The sequence below is a fragment of the Nocardia heshunensis genome (assembly GCF_054782115.1).
Window position 1 is genome coordinate 1,144,241 of record NZ_BAAGTC010000003.1, and the last position, 20,422, is coordinate 1,164,662.

The 20,422-nt window shown below is 68.1% G+C and carries 22 protein-coding genes; 11 read left to right on the forward strand and 11 right to left on the reverse strand.

What is annotated here, in order from left to right:
- Positions 1-53 precede the first annotated feature (53 nt).
- Together ACYVN4_RS12265 and ACYVN4_RS12270 are read left to right on the forward strand one after the other, a co-directional pair.
- Positions 54-758 (forward strand): flavodoxin family protein, encoded by a 705-nt coding sequence (locus ACYVN4_RS12265; RefSeq protein WP_460720354.1) that lies wholly within the window; start codon positions 54-56, stop codon positions 756-758.
- A gap of 72 nt (positions 759-830) precedes the next feature.
- Entirely contained in the window at positions 831-1,403 is a 573-nt protein-coding gene (locus tag ACYVN4_RS12270; RefSeq protein ID WP_460720356.1) for a DUF4126 domain-containing protein, read from the forward strand.
- On the opposite strand, the gene ACYVN4_RS12275 is transcribed toward ACYVN4_RS12270, so the two are convergent.
- On the reverse strand, positions 1,372-3,009 hold the full coding sequence (locus ACYVN4_RS12275; RefSeq protein WP_460720358.1) for an MFS transporter: 1,638 nt from the start codon (positions 3,007-3,009) through the stop codon (positions 1,372-1,374). The genes ACYVN4_RS12270 and ACYVN4_RS12275 overlap by 32 nt on opposite strands.
- 185 nt (positions 3,010-3,194) lie before the next feature.
- On the opposite strand from ACYVN4_RS12275, the gene ACYVN4_RS12280 reads away from it, so the two are divergent.
- On the forward strand, positions 3,195-4,070 hold the full coding sequence (locus tag ACYVN4_RS12280) for a sigma-70 family RNA polymerase sigma factor (RefSeq protein WP_460720360.1): 876 nt from the start codon (positions 3,195-3,197) through the stop codon (positions 4,068-4,070).
- A 12-nt stretch (positions 4,071-4,082) separates the two neighbouring features.
- On the opposite strand, the gene ACYVN4_RS12285 is transcribed toward ACYVN4_RS12280, so the two are convergent.
- The 3 genes from ACYVN4_RS12285 to ACYVN4_RS12295 form a co-directional block, all read right to left on the reverse strand.
- Positions 4,083-5,162 (reverse strand): glycoside hydrolase family 43 protein, encoded by a 1,080-nt coding sequence (locus tag ACYVN4_RS12285; RefSeq protein ID WP_460720362.1) that lies wholly within the window; start codon positions 5,160-5,162, stop codon positions 4,083-4,085.
- Between the two features lie 88 nt (positions 5,163-5,250).
- Positions 5,251-6,264: an alpha/beta hydrolase gene (locus tag ACYVN4_RS12290; RefSeq protein WP_460720364.1), complete on the reverse strand. Its 1,014-nt coding sequence runs from the start codon at positions 6,262-6,264 to the stop codon at positions 5,251-5,253.
- Positions 6,265-6,286: 22 nt separating this feature from the next.
- Positions 6,287-6,430 (reverse strand): hypothetical protein, encoded by a 144-nt coding sequence (locus ACYVN4_RS12295; RefSeq protein WP_460720366.1) that lies wholly within the window; start codon positions 6,428-6,430, stop codon positions 6,287-6,289.
- Between the two features lie 173 nt (positions 6,431-6,603).
- On the opposite strand from ACYVN4_RS12295, the gene ACYVN4_RS12300 reads away from it, so the two are divergent.
- From ACYVN4_RS12300 to ACYVN4_RS12325, 6 genes are all read left to right on the forward strand, one after another.
- Complete coding sequence (locus ACYVN4_RS12300; RefSeq protein WP_460720368.1) at positions 6,604-7,206, forward strand: TetR/AcrR family transcriptional regulator; 603 nt, start codon at positions 6,604-6,606, stop codon at positions 7,204-7,206.
- Positions 7,207-7,569: 363 nt separating this feature from the next.
- Complete coding sequence (locus ACYVN4_RS12305; protein ID WP_460720370.1) at positions 7,570-8,625, forward strand: alkaline phosphatase family protein; 1,056 nt, start codon at positions 7,570-7,572, stop codon at positions 8,623-8,625.
- Between the two features lie 178 nt (positions 8,626-8,803).
- On the forward strand, positions 8,804-9,043 hold the full coding sequence (locus tag ACYVN4_RS12310) for a hypothetical protein (protein ID WP_460720372.1): 240 nt from the start codon (positions 8,804-8,806) through the stop codon (positions 9,041-9,043).
- Between the two features lie 113 nt (positions 9,044-9,156).
- Positions 9,157-10,629 carry a hypothetical protein gene (locus ACYVN4_RS12315; RefSeq protein WP_460720374.1) on the forward strand — a complete coding sequence of 491 codons (1,473 nt, stop codon included), beginning with the start codon at positions 9,157-9,159 and terminating at the stop codon, positions 10,627-10,629.
- Between the two features lie 180 nt (positions 10,630-10,809).
- Entirely contained in the window at positions 10,810-12,081 is a 1,272-nt protein-coding gene (locus tag ACYVN4_RS12320) for an AAA family ATPase (protein WP_460720376.1), read from the forward strand.
- The gene (locus ACYVN4_RS12325) at positions 12,078-13,298 is read left to right on the forward strand and encodes a vWA domain-containing protein (protein ID WP_460720378.1); all 1,221 of its coding nucleotides are present in this window, start codon (positions 12,078-12,080) and stop codon (positions 13,296-13,298) included. Before ACYVN4_RS12320 ends, ACYVN4_RS12325 begins: the two co-directional genes overlap by 4 nt.
- 3 nt (positions 13,299-13,301) lie before the next feature.
- On the opposite strand, the gene ACYVN4_RS12330 is transcribed toward ACYVN4_RS12325, so the two are convergent.
- From ACYVN4_RS12330 to ACYVN4_RS12340, 3 genes are all read right to left on the reverse strand, one after another.
- Positions 13,302-14,669, reverse strand: coding sequence for a cutinase family protein (locus ACYVN4_RS12330; RefSeq protein WP_460720380.1), 1,368 nt, complete (start codon positions 14,667-14,669; stop codon positions 13,302-13,304).
- Between the two features lie 136 nt (positions 14,670-14,805).
- The gene (locus tag ACYVN4_RS12335; RefSeq protein ID WP_460720382.1) at positions 14,806-16,188 is read right to left on the reverse strand and encodes an FAD-dependent oxidoreductase; all 1,383 of its coding nucleotides are present in this window, start codon (positions 16,186-16,188) and stop codon (positions 14,806-14,808) included.
- A 59-nt stretch (positions 16,189-16,247) separates the two neighbouring features.
- Positions 16,248-16,376, reverse strand: coding sequence for a hypothetical protein (locus tag ACYVN4_RS12340; protein ID WP_460720384.1), 129 nt, complete (start codon positions 16,374-16,376; stop codon positions 16,248-16,250).
- Positions 16,377-16,633: 257 nt separating this feature from the next.
- Here ACYVN4_RS12340 and ACYVN4_RS12345 point away from each other — a divergent pair, with 257 nt between their 5' ends.
- Positions 16,634-16,762: a hypothetical protein gene (locus ACYVN4_RS12345; protein WP_460720386.1), complete on the forward strand. Its 129-nt coding sequence runs from the start codon at positions 16,634-16,636 to the stop codon at positions 16,760-16,762.
- Positions 16,763-16,830: 68 nt separating this feature from the next.
- Here the strand turns inward: ACYVN4_RS12345 and ACYVN4_RS12350 are convergent, their stop codons facing one another.
- From ACYVN4_RS12350 to ACYVN4_RS12365, 4 genes are all read right to left on the reverse strand, one after another.
- Positions 16,831-17,016, reverse strand: coding sequence for a hypothetical protein (locus ACYVN4_RS12350; protein WP_460720388.1), 186 nt, complete (start codon positions 17,014-17,016; stop codon positions 16,831-16,833).
- Between the two features lie 117 nt (positions 17,017-17,133).
- Positions 17,134-17,460, reverse strand: a complete 327-nt coding sequence (locus ACYVN4_RS12355) for a hypothetical protein (RefSeq protein ID WP_460720390.1) — start codon at positions 17,458-17,460, stop codon at positions 17,134-17,136.
- Between the two features lie 3 nt (positions 17,461-17,463).
- Positions 17,464-18,453 (reverse strand): alpha/beta hydrolase, encoded by a 990-nt coding sequence (locus tag ACYVN4_RS12360; protein WP_460720392.1) that lies wholly within the window; start codon positions 18,451-18,453, stop codon positions 17,464-17,466.
- A 118-nt stretch (positions 18,454-18,571) separates the two neighbouring features.
- Entirely contained in the window at positions 18,572-19,327 is a 756-nt protein-coding gene (locus ACYVN4_RS12365; protein ID WP_460720585.1) for a response regulator transcription factor, read from the reverse strand.
- A 388-nt stretch (positions 19,328-19,715) separates the two neighbouring features.
- Between ACYVN4_RS12365 and ACYVN4_RS12370 the strand changes: the two genes are divergently transcribed.
- Complete coding sequence (locus ACYVN4_RS12370; RefSeq protein WP_460720587.1) at positions 19,716-20,393, forward strand: MspA family porin; 678 nt, start codon at positions 19,716-19,718, stop codon at positions 20,391-20,393.
- The last annotated feature ends 29 nt before the right edge of the window (positions 20,394-20,422 follow it).

Consider the following 20,422-nt stretch of genomic DNA (forward strand, 5'->3'; position numbering starts at 1 on the left):
AGCGGATCGGCGCATCGCCGTAACGCCCGGCGGGCTGGGCGACACTGCCCGGCATGACGAATTACGGTGATCTGCGGGCGCTCTTCATCAACTGCACCCTCAAGCGTTCTCCCGAGGTCAGCAATACCCAGGGGCTGATCGATGTCTCCGCGCACATCCTGGAGAAGCAGGGCGTCCAGGTGAGTCACCTTCGCGCCGTCGACCACGACATCGCCACCGGCGTCTGGCCGGACATGACCGAACATGGATGGGCTACCGACGCCTGGCCCGCGCTGCAGCGTCAGGTCATGGACGCCGACATTCTGGTGATCGCGGGCCCGATCTGGTTGGGCGACAACAGTTCGGTGACCAAGCGGGTGATCGAACGCCTCTACGGCAACTCGTCTCTGCTCAACGAGTCCGGCCAGTACGCCTATTACGGCCGCGTCGCCGGATGCCTGATCACCGGCAACGAGGACGGCGTCAAGCACTGCGCCATGAACGTCCTCTACAGCCTGCAGCATCTCGGCTACACCATTCCCCCGCAGGCGGACGCGGGCTGGATCGGCGAAGCGGGCCCCGGCCCCTCCTACCTGGATCCGGGTTCCGGCGGCCCCGACAACGACTTCACCAACCGCAACACCACCTTCATGACCTGGAACCTGCTGCACCTGGCCCGAATGCTCAAGGACGCCAATGGCATCCCCGCCCACGGCAACCAGCGCTCGGCATGGGACGCGGGCTGCCGCTTCGACTTCGAGAACCCCGAGTACCGCTGACCGCACACACCCTGCTCCGCCCGCCCGGCCCGGCAGCCCCGCGCTGTCGGCCCGTGGCGTCACACTGTTCCCATGGAGATCACCTCGGCCGTAGCGGCCGTCCTGGGTGCGTTCGGACTCTCCGGCGCAGCCGGTCTCAACGCCTGGCTGCCACTCCTGGCGGTGGGCCTGGCCGACCGCTTCGGCTGGATCGACCTGGGTAGCTCCTACCACTGGCTGTCCTCGGTCCCCGCCCTCCTGGTGATCGCCGCCCTGTTCGTCATCGACCTCATCGGCGACAAGATCCCGGCGGTGGATTCCGTCCTCCACGGCATCGGCACCCTCGTGGCCCCCGCCTCGGGCGCCATCCTCTTCACGGCCGAAACCAGCCTGTCGTCGCATCTACCTCCGGCCGCGGCTGCGGTGTTGGGAGCCCTCACCGCGGGCAGCGTCCACGTCGGCCGCACGGTGGCCCGCCCCGTCGTCACGGGAACAACTGCGGGACTGGGCAATCCGGTCGTCTCCACCGCCGAGGACACCTTGTCCTTGATCCTCACGGTCCTGGCCTTCGCCCTCCCCGTGCTCGCGTTCCTCGCGTTGCTGATCCTGCTGATCGTCCCGGCGATCGCCATCGTCAAGTGGCGAGGCCGAGTTCGGCGGCGGTGATGTCCTCGAGGGTGCGGCGGCGGGTTTCTACCAGGTAGAAGGTGGCGGCCAGGGCGGCGAGGGCCATGGGGATCGCTCCGACGAGGGCGGTGACGTAGATGGAGGGGGTGGCGACGGCGGCTACCACCAGGGCGATGATGACGACGCCACCGGCCTTGCTGGTGCCTGCGGCGAGACCGCTGCCGCGAGAACGGAATCGGGTGGGGTAGACCTCGGCGCTGTAGGCGACCAGGACGGCGACGACGGAGTTCGCGCCCCAGATGGGGGCTACCAAGAGGGCATTGAGGACCAGGCGGTGGTCGGTGACGTGGGTGCCGAGGGCGGCGAAGCCGAACAGGGAGAGCGCCAGCAGCGCGGACATGGCCACCATGGTCCATTTGGCAGAGCGGTGATAGCAGTAGGCGACAACGAGATTCAGCGGGAGGCCGATGAGGGCGGAGTCGCGCAGGATGCGGTCGGCGGTGACGCCGGTGTAGCCGAGGGCGCGCAGGTTGGTCGGCAGCCAGAGCTGGAAGCCGTAGGTGACCAGGCCGACGCCCAGGCCGGTGAGGATGAGCACGATGCCGATGCCGGTGAAGGGCGGGCGCAGCAGGCGGCCGAAGCCGCCACGCAGGCCCGCCTCGACCGCCAGTTCCGATTCTTCGACCGGGACGGCCTCCGCGTGATAGCGGCGCAGCACCTCCTGGGCTTCCCGGTCGCGCCCCAAAGCCAAGAGGAAGCGCGGTGATTCGGGTATCCAGCGGGTGAGCAGGATCAGCAGCAGGCCGGTCGGGAAGCCGATCAGCCACATGATCCGCCAGCTGTAGGTTTCACCGATGGTCGAGGACAGCCAGCTGGTGAGGATGTAGGCCCCGGCGATATCGCCGCCGATGAGCACCAGCAGCCAGCCGCGATGACGCGCCGGAATGGTCTCGGCGAGCAGCGTGAACGCGATCGGCAGCATGCCGCCCGCGCCCAGGCCCATGATGAAGCACATCACCAGGTTGAGTTCGAAGCTCGGCATGGCACCGCAGATGGCGGTGGCCACGAACACCACGCCCGCCAGCAGGATCGCGGCGCGCCGGCCGATGCGGTCACCGAGCCAGCCCCACAGGAACGAGCCGAGCACGGTGCCGGTGATACCGGCCAGCGGCAGCAGCGCGACCGGGAGATCCCCGGCGGGATGGGTCGGCGATTTCAACCCGTATTCGCGCCCGACCCCCGGCACCACGAAGGCCAGCGTGGTGGGCTTCATGACGTCGATGGTGATGGCGGTGGCCATGACCAGCAGCAGCACGATGTGCACCCGCCCGATCGAGGCGTCGTCGAGGGCGCGAACCCGCAAGCGCGCCACCCGATCCCGATGCGCCCCGACCGGCACCAGCCCGTAGGTGGTGAGCGCCAGCCCGATCAGGATGAACGCCATCCCGGCCAGCATGGCGTTGTCCATGCGCATGCCGGAGAGCCGATAGTTCATGTCCCGCGCTTCGAAGAACATCGGGAAGTGCAGTGCCGTACCGGTAATCGTGAGTAGCAGCCCGGCCCAGAAGGCTCGGTCGCGCCGCCGCACGAGCAGGGTCGAATCGATATCGTCGAGTTGCCCGTCGCGAAAAGTATTGTCGCCCACGTCTTCCGCCCCCCATGACGGTTTCGATCGCGGCGTCGAGCCCGGCCTCCGAGCACCGGGAATCGCCGCTGTTCGCAGCCAAGTGTAGGCCGCGCTACTTGCTATGTTCAGGTAATGCTGGGCTGTCACACTTTCGGGCCGTGCGCGGTCGAAGAGTCGACACCGATCGCGGGAGGACCGACATCATGACCGATCACGCCTGGCTGGGCGAACAGTTCGAAGCCAATCGCACCCAGTTGCGTTCCGTCGCCTACCGGCTGCTGGGTTCCACCAGTGAGGCCGAGGATGCCGTGCAGGAGGCGTGGCTGCGGTTGCAGCGCACGGACTCCGACAGTGTGGAGAATCTCGCGGCCTGGCTGACCACGGTGGTGGCACGGGTGTCGCTGAACATGCTGCAGTCGCGCAAGGTGCGCCGCGAGGACCCGATCACCGAGGACGATCAGCATCTCCCGGCCCCGCCCGCGCACGCACCCGACCCCGAACACGAAGCGCTGCAGGCGGATTCGATCGGTCTCGCGCTGCTGGTCGTGCTCGATCAGCTCGCCCCCGCCGAGCGCCTGGCCTTCGTGCTGCACGACCTGTTCGCGATCCCGTTCGACGAGATCGGCCCGATCCTCGGCAAGACGCCCGCCGCGGCCCGGCAGCTGGCCAGCCGGGCGCGCCGCCGCGTGCAGGGCTCCCCCGCGCCCGCCGCCGACTCCACCCGCCAGCGCCTGGTGGTCGACGCCTTCCTGACCGCCTCACGCAGCGGCGACTTCCAGGCGCTGCTGTCGCTCTTGGCCCCGGACGCGGTCTTCCGCGCGGACCCGGCCGGGATCCGAATGGGTTCGGAGGCCCTGGTGTCCGGCCGCGACGGCGTGGCCGCGACCTTCGCGGGCCGGGCCAAGGCCACCCGCCTGGCGCTCATCGACGGCGTGGTCGGCGCGGTCTGGGCGATCGCGGGCAAGCCGAAGGTGGTGTTCACCTTCACCGTCGTCGACGGCCAGGTCACCGCCATCGATCTGCGCGCCGACGCCGAGGAGCTGGCCGAGCTCGACATCGAACTGCTCGAAACCGCCTGAGCGACAACCGGTTCATTTGACGGGGTCGGCCAGCACCGGGGACTGGTCGGCACCGATGGTGATGGAGACGCCGGGGCGGGCCGCCATGCCGAAGCGGGGGCGGTTGTCGGGGCCGAAGCTCATGGGCTGGGCGCGAATACTGCGTCCGGCCCAGCCGGTGCCGGGATCGAGCCGGGCGTGATAGGTGATCCAGGGGTGGCCGTCGACGGTGAAGAAGCCGTTGTGGCCCGGGGCGATCGCGCCGGGCCCGCCCGGCAGGATGGGGCCCCCGGATTTCGTCCATGCCGCCGGATCCATCGGGTCGCCGCCGCGCGCGAGCTGCATCAGTCCCAGCCGGTAGCTGTCGTCGAAACTGGCATCGGCCGAGAAGGTCAGGTACAGCGTGCCGTCGGGACCGGTCAGCGGCTGGGGCGCCTCGTTGATCAGCCGGTTCGCCTCGTTGAGAACGGTTTCCCAGGCGGCGGTGGGTGTCGCGATGGCGACTGCCGCGCCCGTCGGCGTCATGGGGTCGGACATGCGGACCGCGCAGATCTCCTGCACGAGTTCGTCGTCCGGGCGCAGGCACGACCAGAGGAAATAGCCCTGCGAGCGATACGCCAGGTAGACGCCGTCGATGGCGACCGTGCGGGGCAGATCGAGCTTTCCGGCGAATTCGTAGGGCCCGGCCGGGTCGTCGCCCGCCGAGCGCAGCGCGTACATCCGGTGTGTGTCGGGATCGTCGCTGTCCTGGGCGGCGAAGTAGATCCACCAGCGGTCGCCGATGCGCTGCAATTCGGGAGCCCAGATCTTCGTGCACGCGGGCGCGGGACAATCCGGATGCCGCCACACCACGACCGGTTGCGCGTCGCCCAGGCCGCCAAGGGTGTCCGCACTGCGGATCACCACATTGTCGTTGTTGTAAGTGTCGCCCTGCACCAGGTGAAATCGACCCTGGTAGTAGGTGAGGCTGGGATCCGCGCCCGCGGCCACGATGGGATTGGTGAATTCCTCGCGGTGCGGCTCGAGGGCGGCGGCGCGCGGCAGGCTCGGCCACGAGGTCAGGCACAGCAGCACCGCCCCGATGACCCCGAGCGTCGTCCGCCGGCCCGCCATGCCCGCCTCCATCAGATGTCGAGAATCCAGTCTCCGACACGCCCGCCGCACAATTGATCATTCGCAGCCCGGCCCGGCGTTTCGCAGGCTATTGCGGGAGTCCGAGACCGCGTGCCAGCACCGGCCACGAATTGATCAGGGCGTCATGCCAATAGCCCCAGGAATGGGTGCCGGTGGGGGTGAAGTCGTAGGTGGCGGGAATGCCGAGGGCGTTCAGCCGGGTCTGCAGATTGTGGCTGCAGTAGTCGGTCGCGGCCTCGATGACCCCGCCGACGGTGATCTGGTTCGCGAGCCCGTCGACACCGGGCAGCGCGTACGGACTCCCGAGGGTATCGTGCGGGCCGGGTAGGCCGGAACCGTTGGAGATGAACAGTTCGAGCCCGCGCAGTTGATCGGCGTGCACGTACGGGTCGTTGTCTGCCCACATCGGATCATGTTGCGGGCCATACATATTGTCGCTGTCGCCCCCACCGCGCGAGACCACCAGCCGCGCGAAGGCGTAGCCGAGCGGATCGCTGATCTGCGCGCAGCCGCTGTAGGCGGCGACCGAGCGATACAGACCGGGCTTGGCGATCGCGAGTTGCAGCACGGACGTGCCGGACGTGGACAGCCCTGCGATGGCGTTGTTCCCGTCGGTGCCGAGCGCGGCGTCGATCACCGGCGGCAGTTCCTCGGTGAGGAAGGTCTTCCACTTGTTGACCCCCAGCACCGGATCCGGAGCCCGCCAGTCGGTGTAGTAGCTCATCATCCCGCCGATCGGCTGCACCACGTTGACGTCCTTACCGGCCAGGAAATCCAGCGCCTGGGGTGCCCGCGCATCCCAATTGGCATCGCCCTCACCGCCGTCCGCCCCGTTGAGCAGGTACAACACCGGGCGCGGCACGGAGGTGTCGGCGGGCCGCTGCACCTCGACGGTGATGTTCTTGTCCATCGCCGCGGAATACACCTGCAGGACGAGGTGCCGATCATCGACGGTGCGGCGACCGACCAGGTGGGAGCTATCCGCCCCCGGGTCGGCCGCCGCCGGATTCGCGTACCCGAGCACGCATCCGAGGGCCATCGCAACTCCGGCGACCAGCGCGCGGGTACGGAATCCGTTCATCGTGAATCTCCTCCGAGTGCGGCTAGCGGCCGAAAGAGCCCGTCCACAAGGTGTTCACGACACCGCCGATGGCGGCTCCGAGCGTGTGCAGAAGTCCGCCGAAAGCGGCACTACCGGTGTCGATGATGACTGGAATCAATTGACTGCCTTTCTCTTTCGCGTACATCGAATGAAACGGTGGAACGATCGCAATGCTAGGGACAACATTCCGCAATTACTAGCGTTCTGCTAGTATGATGACAATCACAGCTAATATCCGGTAACGCACCAGCTGGACCACGCCGATAGAGAACGGCACCCAGCGCCGGAATCCCATCGGCATGCGGCAAGATTTCAGTCATGGACGAGCCGAGCCAGCCGCGGCCGCGGAAGAAGCGCGATCGCGCGCGCACCGAATCCGACCTGTTCGACGCGGTCGAGCGGTTACTGGTGCGCGATGGCGTATTGGCCGGGGTGAACCTCAACGAGGTTGCGGCCGAGGCGAATGTGAATCGCGGTCAGATCTATCAGCTCTTCGGCAGTCGGCAGGAATTGCTGCGGGCCGCGCTGGCACATCGACTCTCCGGTCTGGCTACCGAGTTTCCGGGACATTGGGACGTGCCGTTCATCGAGCGCCGACGACGACTGATGCAGGCCGCATTGTCGGGCAAATGGATGGCATTCATGGCCATGCTGGCACTCGACGGTGACGACCAGTTGTCGATTTTCAGTGAACCGGACGAGATGACCGCGGCGCTGCAACGCGACAAGGCTTATGGCGCACTGCCTCCGGATGTCGACGCCGAGGCCCTGCACGTGTTGACGGCGGCGACCATCGCCGGTTACTCCATCTTTCGCGAGGTCGTCGCGCGCGATATCGGCATTCCCCTGGACGAACTCGATCAGCGGGTGGTCGCGGCGTACGACTATCTCCTCACCCGGGTGACCACCACCGACGAGTGAGCAATTACTAGCGTTGCGCTAGATCGCGAGGGAAGCAGCTGGGATCCGCTCGCAACCCCGGCCCAGGAAGCACGAGGTGAACACTCGGTCGCGGTTGCTGAATCCGGGTGCGTTGCGCGACATCGGATCCGGAGCGCGTCGGGAACCCGCGCGAGCCACCTCGGGCATCCCCTCGGCATTGGGCACGTTCCCCGCTGGTACCGGGCGGCCGGTACTGTCCCCGACAGTGGAACCAGGATCTTCTGGCAATCACATCGCTATCGCCTTGTGCCGCACCGATTCCGGCCCGAGCCGGTGAACCATCGATGAACTCTGGCTCATAGGTCTGGACCAATCCGGGTGCGACTTGGCACGGTCTAGACCGTGAAACTCTCAAACGGAAATATCCTGAATCCCCTGTCCATCACACTGTTTGCGGCCCTGCCACTGCTGGCGGGTCTCTGCGCCGCCGCACCCGCGACGGCCGACGCGACCGTCAACAAGGTCGTCGTCATCGGCCTCGACGGCACGATGTACAAGAAGATCCAGGAAGCCAAGGCACCCACCCTGCTGAAACTCGCCAGCGAAGGCACCCTCGGGCAAACCTCGATTGCGCCGCACACCACCATTTCCGGCCCGTCCTGGGCCACCGTGCTCACCGGCGTGTGGGACACCAAGCACGGCATCTACGACAACAATTTCACCGCGGCCCCGTTCGCCAAGTACCCGAGCGTGTTCACCCAACTGGAAACGGCCAACGCGAACCTGAAGACCGAGTCCATCGCGTCCTGGGACCGGATCGCCATCATCGCCGGATCCGGCGACAAGCACGCCGACGTCAATATCGCGACCCCCGCTCCCGCCGACGATCCCACCGAGGCCAAGCTCGACGCGGCCACCGCGGATGCCAGTGCCGCCGCGGTCACCAATGACGCGCCGGACTTCCTGTTCACCCACCTCGATCAGGTCGACGAGGCCGGTCACGGGCACGGCGGCGCGTCGACCGAGTACCTGGACGCGGTCAAGCGGGTCGACACCGAGGTCGCCAAGATCGTGGCCGCGGTGGACGCACGCGCCATGGCCCACCCCAACGAGAAGTGGAACATCCTGGTCACCGCCGATCACGGTCACAAGCCGGGCGGCGGGCACGGCGGCCAATCCGCCGACGAGACCGCGAATTTCCTGATCACCCGCGGGCCGGCGTTCAAGGCCGGGGCCACCAACAGCAAGAACTCGCTGGTCGACGTGACCCCGACCGCGCTGGCGTTGCTGGGTGTCAAGGGCACCACGGCTTTCGACGGCAAGTCGGTCATCGACAATGCCGGCCCGACCCCGCCGAGCACCGGATCCTTCGGCATCGATCTGCCCGGCACCGGTTCGGGCAACGGTTCCATCAGCGACGACGCCACCGACCTGGAAATCCCCGCCGACCAGAACTGACCCGGATGCCAGCCCAGCCCACCTCCACGCGGTACGGGCCGGCCTCCGGTTTCCCCCACGGTGAACGAGAAATCCACTCGCGAAAGACAACTCCATGAAACCACACACATCCCGCCGCGCCCGTGCGGCGGTCCTCATGACAGCCCTGACACTCCCGCTTACCGCTGGCGCATTCGATATGACTGCGGCACAGGCAGATTCGATCGCCGACAAGGCGGCTGCCACGACGGAGGCGCCGACGGCGGTCCCGGTCGGGATCACCACCGGGTCCGCGGACATCGTGGACGATACGCGGCAGATTCTGACCGGTTCGGCCAGCTCGCTGGATGGGCTGAGCGGGCTGCTGACCGGGGTGGGTTCCGCCTCCTCCGGCTCGGCGGCCGGCGGCTCGAGCGGCAGTAACTCCGGCGGTCACTGATCGATGATCACAGTCCCGGCCGTGCCCGCACGGCCGGGGCTGTGTATTATCGGCTCGATGATGACTCATTCTGAACCAGGATTGGGGGTCTCGTTCGCAATCGGTGAGCGCTGATGCTCCTTGCGAACGGGATGGATTCCCGAATTTCTCTCTGGCTGCGCGTGCGGGAGTTCGCCGTGCCGCCTTCCATGATCGAAACCGCGACTGCCCGGCGTACCGTCGGTGACTGGGGCGGGGCTTGTGCCGCAGCGGGTTTCGACGTCGACATCAGTTTGCGGACCCTGGCACGCACTCATGGCCGCACGCTCGCGGCGCGGGTTCGGGCCGATCTGCGACACCTCGCCCCAGACCTCCTGCGCTGGCATATGCCCAGGATCGCCCCCGACGGACTCTTGCGACCGGGACTCACTCTGACCCTGGCCCGATACCACAGCGATGATGAAACCCGTTGCGACAGTGCCGGTCCGGTACACCTCGTCGTACGTACCGCACCGGCATGGGCGGATGCCGGTCAGCGGATCAGCCTCGCGCTGTGGGACGAATCCCGCTCCGGTGGCGGCCTGCATCCACACGCGCCACCCGATCGGCGTTTCCGACTAGACCTGCACCGACACCTGTGGGACGCTCGCCGCAGCAATGAACTGCGAACCCGCTCCGGGGCAACGCAATTCGATGTCGAATCCGGATCGATGCCCACGGCAGCCGCGCCACCCGATCGGCAATTCGGGCTCGACCCGCACCGGCCACAATGGGAGCATCCCGGGCCGGTTCCGGAGTTCGCACTGACCGCACCGGCGGGCTGCGCCGTCGACCGATGGGCGGCCGAGGCGGCGGAGCTGATACAGGCCGAAGGCGGCGACGGGCCACTGGTGATCCGGGCTGGGTCACGGCACCGGCTGGTTGTGGAGCTGATGGAGCGCCCGAATCATCCTCCGGCACTACAGATCGCGGCAGAGTATCCCCGCGACCGGGCATCCGCGCTGCCGGTGCTGCCGCATGCGGCAACCTGGACACTGCCGGATCTCGCGTTGCTGCGCGCCGGTGCGATCGGTCTCGAGCAGCTGCATCCGCTGGTGGCCGCCGCCCTCGCCCCCAACCCGCCGCGGACAGCAGGGAGTCACGGGTCGACCGAGATTGCCTGCGGCACGACCCTGTCCATCGATCCGCGGGTGGTCGACTGCCGGGGCGAGCGGCATCGCATCGGGTTGCGGGACGGTGTGCTGACCGCGCTGGATCATCCGGTGGATGAGATTCGGCGCGAGGAACTGCTGGTCGCATTGAGCGGCACTCCCCTGCCGTGTTTGCAGGCCATCGATCGGGCACACCGGCACCCGGATTGCCTCCCCGGTGTTCGAGAACGCCTGCGCCACGGCGATATCGCCGGTGCGCTGGCCGTGGTCGACGGCCTGCTCGGCCCCGGCGCGTCGCTGCGCGCCGGTGCGCTGCGTGACGCCTTCGAGGCGGTCGCGAAGCGGCGGATCACCTACGGACTGTTCCGCGCCGGACTGACCGGCTCCGGCCCGCGCATGCCGCGCAAGCCCCGCCCACCGCACCGCACACATCCACGGCACGCTGCCCGCGTCTGAACCGGGGACACTCCCCGCTGAGGTGGCGCCCCCACAGCGGCCAGCCCGGCGATGCTTCGTCGGGGCCGACCCGTGCCCGCTGCCGCCATCGCCGCTTTCCGGCCTACGACGACGAGAAGCCCGGCCCCTCGCCGGGACGTATCCAACCTGAACCTCCCTCTACCCCAAGGTGATTCACTCATGACTTGCACTACCTCGAACCATCCCGATTCCGATCGAGCCCACCCCTCCCAACTCGATATCGCCGGTGATTTGCTGAACCTGCTGGGCGACACGACCACCGAACCACGCCCCGACATCCAACTCGAAGCCCTGACTCTGGCCGTGGCCGCCGACCTGCCGGTGCTGCTGTGGGGTGAGCCCGGCATCGGCAAGACCGCCGCGCTGACCCAGCTCGCCGAAACCCTGGACCTGCCGCTCACCACCGTGATCGCGAGTGTCCATGAGCCCTCCGACTTTTCGGGTCTGCCGATCATCGGCGACGATCCGGCATCGCAGGGCGTCCCGATGGCCCCGCCGGACTGGGCGGTGCGGCTGGTGCGGGCCGGGCGCGGGCTGCTGTTCCTCGACGAGCTCTCCACCGCGCCGCCCGCCGTGCAGGCCGCGCTGCTGCGGCTGGTGCTGGAACGGCGGATCGGGTCGCTGCAACTGCCCGCCGGGGTCCGCATCGTCGCCGCCGCCAATCCGCGCTCCTCGGCGGCCGACGGCTGGGAGTTGAGTCCGCCGCTGGCCAACCGCTTCGTGCATTTGCAGTGGACCCACGATCACGAGGTGGTGGTGCGCGGGCTGCGCGGGACCTGGCCGCGCGCGACACTGCCTGCGCTGGATCCCGGAAAGCTCGCGGGGGCAGTGGATTTCGCCCGGCGCGCGGTGTGCACGCTGCTGGCCGCGCGGCCCAACCTGGTCCATCAGATGCCGAGCAGCGAGACCCGCCGCGGTGGTGCGTGGGCGTCACCGCGCAGCTGGGAGATGGCGCTGCGGTTGATCGCCTTCGCCACGGCGGCCGGTTCGGGCGCGGATGTGTTGTCGAAGCTGGTGCGCGGCACGGTCGGTGACGGTCCCGGCTTCGAATTGCTCACCTGCATCGACCGTTTGGATCTGCCCGATCCGGAGACGCTCTTGGCCGATCCGGCCGCCGCCGTGCTGCCCGAGCGCGGCGATCTGCGGCAGGTGGTGCTCGACGGCGTGGTGGCCGCGGTCCACAACCGGCCCGATCGCACCCGCTGGGACGCGGCCTGGGCGCTGCTGGTCAAGGCCGTCGAGACCGGGGCGCCGGACCTGGTGGTGGTGCCCGCGACCACCCTCGCCACCCTGCGCCGAAGTGATTGGGACATACCGCGATCCATCGAGGAGCTGGCGGGCATGGTGTCGGTGTCGCGGAGCGCGGAGCAGGCCGCGAACCGGGTCGCGGCGCAGGAGGCGCGGGCCGCCGCCGAGGCGGTGCGGGTATGAGCGAGACCGCGCGACTGGATCGCGACAAACTGTATGCCGCCCGCCTTTCCGCCGTACGCGCCCGGCCGTTCCTGGCCACCGCGCTGTTCGCGTTGCATCTGGTGGAGTCGCCGCGAACCCCGACCATGGCGGTGGATCGGTACTGGCGCTGCTATGTGTCCCCGGTGTTCGTCGCCCAGCGTTCGGTCGAGGATCTGGCCTCGGTGCTGGTGCACGAGGTGTCGCATCTGCTGCGCGACCATCACGGGCGCAGCGACCGATTCGCCAAGCGCCACAACCTCACCGGCGCGGCGGAGCGGCTGCGCATGAACATCGCCGCGGACGCCGAGATCAACGATGACGCGTTCGGTGACGGGCTGATCGAACCGGCGGACGCGGTGACGCCCGCGCGGCTGGGGCTGAAGGCCGGTGAGCTCATGGAGGACTACCTGCAGCAGTTCCGGTTGAGCTACCGCACCCAGGACATGGCCTGGCTCGACTGCGGCAGCGGCGCGGACGGCCTCGACCGCGAGTGGGATCTCGGTCCCGACGACGCCGACGGGCTCAGCGAGCAGGAACGGGACGGCGTGCGATTCCGGGTGGCGCAGGCCATCATCGGCCATCCCGGCAACGGACGCGGAGGCTGGCGACGCTGGGCCGAGGAGGCGATGCACCCGCCGCAACCGTGGCGGGAACTGCTCGGGGCGGCACTGCGCTCGGCGGTCTCGGCGGGCGGCGCGGGTGACGACTACTCCTACGGCCGTCCCGCCCGGCGCTCGGCGGCGCTCTCGGGCATCGTGCTGCCGAGCCTGCGCCGCAATCCGCCCCGGGTCAGCATCGTCATCGACACTTCCGCGTCGGTCAGCGACGCCGAATTGGGCAGTGCGCTACTGGAAACCGCCGCCGTGATCCGCACCGTCGGTGGCCGCCGTGACCTGGTGAAGGTGTTGTCCTGCGACACGGCCGCCCGGATCGCCGACCCGCTGTGCCGGGCCGAGGGCATCCCGCTCATCGGGGGCGGCGGCACCGATCTGCGCACCGGATTCACCAAGGCGTTGCGCACCCACCCGGACGTCGTCGTCGTTCTCACCGACGGCCAGACCGCCTGGCCTGCCGCAAAACCGTCCTGCCGCACCATCATCGGACTGTTCCGCCGCGAATCCGCGTGGAGCGAAGACGATCCCCACTATGTTCCCGCCACTCCCCCGGGCTGGGCGCGGGTCGTGCGCATCGGCTGATCGCTACGAACCCGCTTGCGAGCCCAGGTAATCGAGCAGGATCTGGGCGTCGGCGCCGTAGTCGACGTGGGCGTTGGAGGCGTAGAAGTTCGCGAGGGCGAAGCCCTGGGTGGTCAGGCGGGAGAGCTCGTCGAGGCGGTCGAGAGAAGTGAAGGTGAGAACGGTTTGGACCGCGGCATGCAGATTGCCGCGAACCGCGGAGGTGAAGGGACCGATGACGGCTCCCGCCAGATCCAAGCCGGTCTGGGTGAGGGCGGCCAGCTGGCCGGAGACGTGCGGGCCCTCGCCGGTGATGGATTCGACCGTGCGCCACAGCGTGTCCTGCAGCTGCCCGGCATCGGCCGCGATGCGAGGCAGGTCGATGCGGGTCATCAGGTCGGCGATGATGCTCTCGGCGGCGGTCCAGCCGGAGGGATCAACGGCGGCGGCCGCGCGGATGACCGAGGCGATCAGCGGCAGATCGACGCCCTCGGCCGCCTTGATCGTCGGGGCCAGTGCGGCATCGAGGTCCGCCGTGATCTGGTGCGCGGCGGTGAAATCGCCGGCTCCGATCAGATCCGGCAGGGTGGTGAGACTGGTGATCAGGCCGGGCAGCTTGGCCGCGGTCGCCGTCCAGCCCGCACCCACCTTCACCGCCTGTGCGATGAGGGTGGTGGAGTCGGTGGTCACGGGAATGACCGAGGCGATCGGCGAGTCGTCACCGCTGAGCACCTTGCCGAGTGCCGCGAGGAACGGTGACGCGGCGGAATTGAGCGAGCAGTACAGATCACCCTCGACACACAGGGTGCGCACCCGATCGGTCAGCGCGCCGAAACTCTGACTCCGAGTCCCGGCGATCCCGTGCCCAGGTTGCGGATCTCCCAGGGAGAGCGTGGTATTCGGATCACGATGCGGATCCGCCAGCAGCCCGACCCCGACCACCCGATCCGCGGCGATCGGTCCTTCCCCATTGCCGATCTCGGTAGCGAAGTCCCCGACACCGTCCGCGCCCTGGCTGTACCCCGCGAGAATGAGCCGCGTCGACGCACACAACCCGCTCACCATCCGGGTCAACTGCGACTCGAGCGTGCGCAACGACTGCGCATAGCTGAACCCCTGATCGAACGCACTCGACGCATACGGTGCGTAGAGCACGGTGACATCGCCCCCGAGCTGCTGCTGCAGCCCATCCCCGATCGGCCTGAGCATCCCCACCGGTACGCTCGGATCTGCGTCATACCGCGTCTCCCACGTCCCCGGCGCCATGATCGCGGTATACGGAGTGCACGACGAACCCCCACGCGGCTCCGCCTTCGCGGTACCGGCCACCGCCGTCCCGGCCACCGCGGCCGCGACCAGGATCGACGCGCACGAAGACACCAGCCTACTCATCGTCCAATCCCTCTGTTCCCGGCGGAGTTTCGAACAAGGTCAATTCTGACCACTCCGCGCCAACTCCGCAGCACTTTCAGAGACATTATCGTTTCAGATCTCTGAAACCGGGACGGCAGGCCGGGCGACCCCGGCGTTACGACGTCACGGCGTCCCGGCGGACCGCGGTGACGGCCTTGCGGGCGGCTACCTGGATGGGGTCCCAGACCGGGGAGAAGGGTGGGGCGTAGCCGAGGTCGAGGGCGACTATTTGGTCTACGGTCAGGCGGGTCGTGAGGGCTACGGCGGCGGTGTCTATGCGTTTGGCGGCGCCTTCGCGGCCGACGATTTGGACGCCGAGGAGGCGGCCGGTGCGGCGTTCGGCGAGCATTTTCACCGTCATGACGGCGGCGCCGGGGTAGTAGCCGGAGCGGCTGGTGGATTCGATGGTGACGGTGACGAATTGGAGGCCCGCGGCGTGGGCGTCGCGTTCGCGCAGGCCGGTGCGGGCCACCTCGAGGTCGCAGACCTTGCTGACGGCGGTGCCGACGACGCCGGGGAAGGTGGCGTAGTCGCCGCCGACGCCGGAGCCGATGATCTGGCCGTGCTTGTTGGCGTGGGTGCCCAAGGGGATGTGGCGCAGCGAGCCGGAGACGAGGTCGAGGACCTCCACGCAATCGCCGCCCGCCCAGATGTTCTCGTGGCCGCGCACCCGCATGGCGAGATCGGTGAGCAGACCCTCGGACTCCCCCAGCGGTAGTCCGGCCGCGCGGGCCAGTTCGGTGGTGGGGCGCACGCCGATGCCGAGCACCACCACGTCGGCGGGATATTCGGCCTCCGCGGTGGCGACGCCGGTGACGCGGCCCTGGGCGTCGGTGTGCACGGCCGACAGTTCGACGCCGCAGACGACCTGAATTCCCATGCCCTCCATGGCTTTGCGGATCAGCACGCCCATGTCCGGGTCGAGGGTGGCCATGGGCTCGCCGCCGCGGCTGATCATGGTGACCTGGAATCCGCGGTTGATCAGCGCCTCGGCCATCTCCACGCCGATGTAGCCGGCGCCCACCACGACCGCGCGGCGACCCGGGATCGATTCGAGTGCTGCAATGAGAGCTTGGCCGTCGTCGAGAGTCTGGACTCCGTACACCCCGGGCAAGTCGATGCCCGGCAACGCGGGACGGATCGGTGTCGCGCCGGTGGCGATCACGAGTTTGTCGTAGCCGATCCAGTCCTCACGCCCGGTGTCGAGTTCGCGCCAGCGCACCCGCTGCCCGTCGACATCGATCTCCAGGACCTCGGTGCGCAGGCGCAGATCGATGTCCCGCGCGCGGTGTTCCTCGGGCGTCCGCGCGATCAGATCATCGCGCTCGCCGACATCCCCGCCCACCCAATACGGAATCCCGCAGGCCGAATACGACGTGAAATGCCCTCGCTCGAACACCACGATCTCGAGATCGGCGGCACTTTTCAGCCTGCGCGCCTGAGACGCCGCCGCCATGCCCGTCGCATCCGCACCGATGATCACCACGCGTTCGCCCATGCCCCCACCGTACGAGGCGACCGCCCGGCGGCCCACACGGGCCGCCGGGGTGAGCAAGATCAGTGCGCTCCGGCGCCCATCATGGTGACGATGTTCGCGGGAATGGCCGTCAGCACCGCCGCGAGGGTCAGCGCGGAGGAACCCAGAGCGGAACCGAGAGCGGCGGAACCCATCGACGAACCAGGCATTTCTGTTCTCCTGTCAATTGTGGTGAATTACTGTCCGCCAGAACGATTCTCGGCGACATCATCGAACGTAGCCGGGCCATTGTCCGCCCGGCAATTTTCGAAGGCAATATCCAAGACAGCCCGAAGGAAACAACAGTGTTCGACGCTCTCGGCTTCGAATTCCATTCGGGTAGAGTTAAATTCGTTGCCCCGATATTCCTCGCGTGGATACGTTCGAATCGTCACGAAATCAATTCACACAAGGAGTGATTCAGCACATGGGTTCTGCCGGTTCTTCCCTGGGTCCGATCGGTTCCGCCGTCATGGGTTCGGCCGCCGTAGGTTCCGCGGCCGCCGCCGCGGGCGGCATCGCACTGCTCATCCAGCAGCTGCAGCAGCCGCACTGACCGACCGACTGATCGGATAACGCGAACTGCGCGGGCATCGATGATGCCCGCGCAGTTCTTTTCTCACGTCAGGATGCCCAGAGCGGCTCGCGCGGCAGCGGCGGCAGGTGCGGCGCGCAGCCGGGGGTGATGATCACATCGGGGTCCGTCGCACCGCCGAAGCGGGCGGCGAAACGCTCCGCATCGGCGCGACTGCAGCGATAGTCGCGGTGGGCTCCGGATCGCTTGAAAATCAACCGGATTCGGTAGTCCATGGACATCATCCCGGCAGGGCTCCGACCAAGGCGACTATTGGAGCCACGATCACCGCGACGGGTATCCACAAGGGCGCGGTAATGGCCGCGAGCACTATCAGCATGAGAATTCTCCGTTCATTCGGTGCGCAGGAGTTGAAGCCAGATGATCGGCGCGTAAGTACTCGCACAATCGACGAGAACGACCGTGCCGGAAGGGAATTGCGCGGTGGTGGCGGAGGTGACGACCGGCGGCAGCCCGGTCACGCGCGGCGGGAGTCCGTCGTACAGTGCGCATTTCCACCACTGCCCGGGCGGGGCGGAGATGGCGACCTCGCCGCCGGGTCCGGTGTCGACTATCGGCTGCGCCTGGGCGGTCGCAGTCGCGAGCATGATCCCTGCCGCGAGCACGGTGACGGCACCGGTTCCGGCAGTGCCACAGACATTTCGGAAGGTGAGGGTCATCGGCTACTCCGGAAGTCCGAGCCCGGCGGCGAGCACCGGCCAGGACGTCTTCAGCTCGTCCTGCCAGTACCCCCAGGAGTGGGTGCCGGTCGGCTGGAAGTCGACGGTCGCCGGGATGTCGAGGGTGTCGAGCCGGTCGGCGAGGTTGTGGGTGCACCAGTTGACGGCCGCTTCCAGGGTGCCGCCCACCGCGTCCTGGTCGAGCAGGGTCGCCAATTGCCCGTCGAGGCGGGGGTTGTCGAGAGTGTCGTAGCGGCCGGGTACTCCGGTGCCGCTGGAGATGAACAGCTTCAGCCCACGCAGTTGATCAGCGTGCACGTACGGATCGTTCGCCGCCCACATCGGATCCCCGGCGGGGCCGTACATGTTCGAGGCGGTGCCGCCGCCCGCGCTGATCACGGTGACCGCGAACGCCCGGCCCACCGGATCGCTGATCTGCGCGCAGCCGCTGTAGGCGGCCGCGGCACGGTACAGGCCGGGGGCCGAGATCGGCAGTTGCAGAACGGAAGTCGCCGAGGCCGAGAGCCCGGCGATGGCATTGACGCCGTCGGTGGCGAACATCCGGTCGATCACCGGCGGCAGCTCGCGGGTCAGGAAGGTCGACCACTTGTTGACGCCGAGCACCGGATCCTCGTCGCGCCAGTCGGTGTAGTAGGACCACTTACCACCAATGGGCACAACGACATTCACGTGCTTGTCGGCCAGGAAGCTCAGCGCGTCGGTCTGTTCCTCCCAGGTGGCCGCGTCCTCACCGCCGCCCGCACCGTTGAGCAGGTAAAGCGTGGGCGCGGGATGTGCGGTGTCGGCCGGGCGCTGCACATCGACGGTGACGTCCTTGCCCATGGCGGCGGAATGCACCTGCAGGTGCACCAGGCGATCACTGTCGGGGGCGGCGGCGGGATGACCGGCGGCCACGACGAACGGCGTCAGGACCGACAGCACGGCTGTCACCGCCAGCCGCGCCGATGCCGGGCGAATCGAAGGGGAAAGCAAAACCGAGTACTCCTCCGTAAATTGTTCGGGTGAAAAGGAAAACGACAGCGAAGCTAACAGCGGCGACGCCGGTGAATCGCCTTCGAAAGAAGACCTGAACGCATTCCCAAGGCCGGCATCAGCACGGGCGCAGGACGTATCCGACACCGCGCACGGTATGCAGCATCCGGGGATTGCCGCCCGCCTCGAGTTTCCGGCGCAGATAGCAGATGAAAACGTCGAGCACGCTCGAGCCGCTTTTCGGGTCGTAACCCCACACCTGTTCCAGCAGTCGCTCCCGGGTCACCACCACTCCGGCGGCCCGGGCCAGCAGGGCCAGCAGATCGAATTCGGTTCGGGTGAGCGTGATCTCCACGCCGTCGCGACAGACCCGACGGCCGGGCACATTGATCTCCAACTCCCCGACGTGCAGGGTCCCGCTGTGCCGGGCCCCGTGCTCGACGCGCCGCACCAGCGCCCGCACCCGGGCGGCCAGCTCCGGCATGGTCACCGGGCGCAGCACGTGGTCGTCGGCCCCGGCCTCGAGCATGGCCACCGCACGGTCCGCTGCCTCCGCCGGCCCGACCGTGCAGATCGGCACCCGACTCCCGGTCTGCCGCAACGCGATCACCACCGACGCGCCGTCGAGCACCGGCAGGTCCAGGTCGAGGACGGCGGCGGTCGGGTGATACGCGGTGATCACGCGCAACGCCTCCGCGCCGTCGGCGGCGGTGTGCACCACGAACCCGGCGGCACGCAGGCTGCGGGCCATCGATTCGCGGCGGGTGGGTTCGGCGTCGGCCAGCAGGACCCGTTGCCGCCCCGGAGGTTCGACGGCGGAACGGGTGGGTGGGAGCTGGTGCGGATGGACGCCGCGGGTGGGGAGCGCCCCCATGCGCGGCGGCAGCGAGCGGGGTGCGGTGCGCAGGGCGCCGGGCAGGGCCGGGCGAGCGGCCACGGGGTGCCGCACGACATCTCGGTCGAAAGGTTTCATAAAGGCGACGCTATGAATTCCTTGCGATTGCCGCATCGGTCGAGCAGTACGTAGTTCAGGCGATATCGGTCACCGGATGGGTGCCGCTATCGGCCATCGGACAGGCGGTGTTCCTGCAAACAGCATTCCTGTCTTCGAATTTTGCAGAATGGCAATCGGATCGGCGTGAGTAACGCCACTCGACGCCATTCGAGTTTGACCGACCCGGCCATTCACGCGAATCATCGTGCGGCGCCGCGAATATTTCGCGCGCAGCCACCGAAATGACCGGGATCGGCAGGGAAAGAGGATTGTTGTGAACAGTATTCGAGCGGGTCGCCGCGTCGCCCGATGCGCGGGCGTCGGGCTCGCGGTGGCCGTCGGGGTCGGCGTGCTGTCCGTCGGCGCGGCCGACGCCGACACGTTCGTGCCCTTGTCGGACGGCGAGAAGGCGGGACCGGACGGCGTGGTGATCACCCGCGTGGGCGAACAGGCGGTGATCTCGCGGTCGCTGGCCGCCAATGGCACCGGCCGGGTGGTGTGGGTTTCCGGGCGCGCGAGCGCGGACGTGCCGAATGCCCCGGTGGCGCAGTCGGGCCCGAACAACGGGGCGTTGAACACGCCGGGCTCCAACAACTCCTCCACGCACGGGGCATCGCAGATCAATACCGGCTACCTCGTCGGCTGCCAGGTCGATATCGCGAAAGACGCCATCTCAGCCGGCGTTTCGGGCGGCGTGAGCCTTTCGGGCCCGAGCGCGGCCGGGTCGCTGGGCCTGAATCTCGGTCCGGGACAGGTGAAGTTCGTGCAGATCGACTCGAAGGACATCACCGAGCCCGGCACCTGGGCCGTGGAGTACCGCGACGCCGAGATCCACGTCGAGGGCTGCGCCGGATTCGCGCAGGCCCGCGCCTACACCGTGGTGGAGGTCGTCGGCGACCACTACTCCAAGACCGTCCTCTACGGGCAGCCGTTCAGCCTCGGCTGAGCCGAAACCGACGACCGCACACCATCTTT

Excerpts from the sequence above, each read along its gene's own strand:
- ACYVN4_RS12265 (WP_460720354.1), top strand. The coding sequence starts at position 54 with ATGACGAATTACGGTGATCTGCGGGCGCTCTTCATCAACTGCACCCTC.
- ACYVN4_RS12270 (WP_460720356.1), top strand. The coding sequence starts at position 831 with ATGGAGATCACCTCGGCCGTAGCGGCCGTCCTGGGTGCGTTCGGACTC.
- ACYVN4_RS12280 (WP_460720360.1), top strand. The coding sequence starts at position 3,195 with ATGACCGATCACGCCTGGCTGGGCGAACAGTTCGAAGCCAATCGCACC.
- ACYVN4_RS12285 (WP_460720362.1), bottom strand. The coding sequence starts at position 5,162 with ATGGCGGGCCGGCGGACGACGCTCGGGGTCATCGGGGCGGTGCTGCTG.
- ACYVN4_RS12290 (WP_460720364.1), bottom strand. The coding sequence starts at position 6,264 with ATGAACGGATTCCGTACCCGCGCGCTGGTCGCCGGAGTTGCGATGGCC.
- ACYVN4_RS12295 (WP_460720366.1), bottom strand. The coding sequence starts at position 6,430 with ATGTACGCGAAAGAGAAAGGCAGTCAATTGATTCCAGTCATCATCGAC.
- ACYVN4_RS12300 (WP_460720368.1), top strand. The coding sequence starts at position 6,604 with ATGGACGAGCCGAGCCAGCCGCGGCCGCGGAAGAAGCGCGATCGCGCG.
- ACYVN4_RS12310 (WP_460720372.1), top strand. The coding sequence starts at position 8,804 with ATGACTGCGGCACAGGCAGATTCGATCGCCGACAAGGCGGCTGCCACG.
- ACYVN4_RS12315 (WP_460720374.1), top strand. The coding sequence starts at position 9,157 with ATGCTCCTTGCGAACGGGATGGATTCCCGAATTTCTCTCTGGCTGCGC.
- ACYVN4_RS12320 (WP_460720376.1), top strand. The coding sequence starts at position 10,810 with ATGACTTGCACTACCTCGAACCATCCCGATTCCGATCGAGCCCACCCC.
- ACYVN4_RS12325 (WP_460720378.1), top strand. The coding sequence starts at position 12,078 with ATGAGCGAGACCGCGCGACTGGATCGCGACAAACTGTATGCCGCCCGC.
- ACYVN4_RS12330 (WP_460720380.1), bottom strand. The coding sequence starts at position 14,669 with ATGAGTAGGCTGGTGTCTTCGTGCGCGTCGATCCTGGTCGCGGCCGCG.
- ACYVN4_RS12335 (WP_460720382.1), bottom strand. The coding sequence starts at position 16,188 with ATGGGCGAACGCGTGGTGATCATCGGTGCGGATGCGACGGGCATGGCG.
- ACYVN4_RS12340 (WP_460720384.1), bottom strand. The coding sequence starts at position 16,376 with ATGCCTGGTTCGTCGATGGGTTCCGCCGCTCTCGGTTCCGCTCTGGGT.
- ACYVN4_RS12345 (WP_460720386.1), top strand. The coding sequence starts at position 16,634 with ATGGGTTCTGCCGGTTCTTCCCTGGGTCCGATCGGTTCCGCCGTCATG.
- ACYVN4_RS12350 (WP_460720388.1), bottom strand. The coding sequence starts at position 17,016 with ATGGACTACCGAATCCGGTTGATTTTCAAGCGATCCGGAGCCCACCGC.
- ACYVN4_RS12355 (WP_460720390.1), bottom strand. The coding sequence starts at position 17,460 with ATGACCCTCACCTTCCGAAATGTCTGTGGCACTGCCGGAACCGGTGCC.
- ACYVN4_RS12365 (WP_460720585.1), bottom strand. The coding sequence starts at position 19,327 with ATGGGGGCGCTCCCCACCCGCGGCGTCCATCCGCACCAGCTCCCACCC.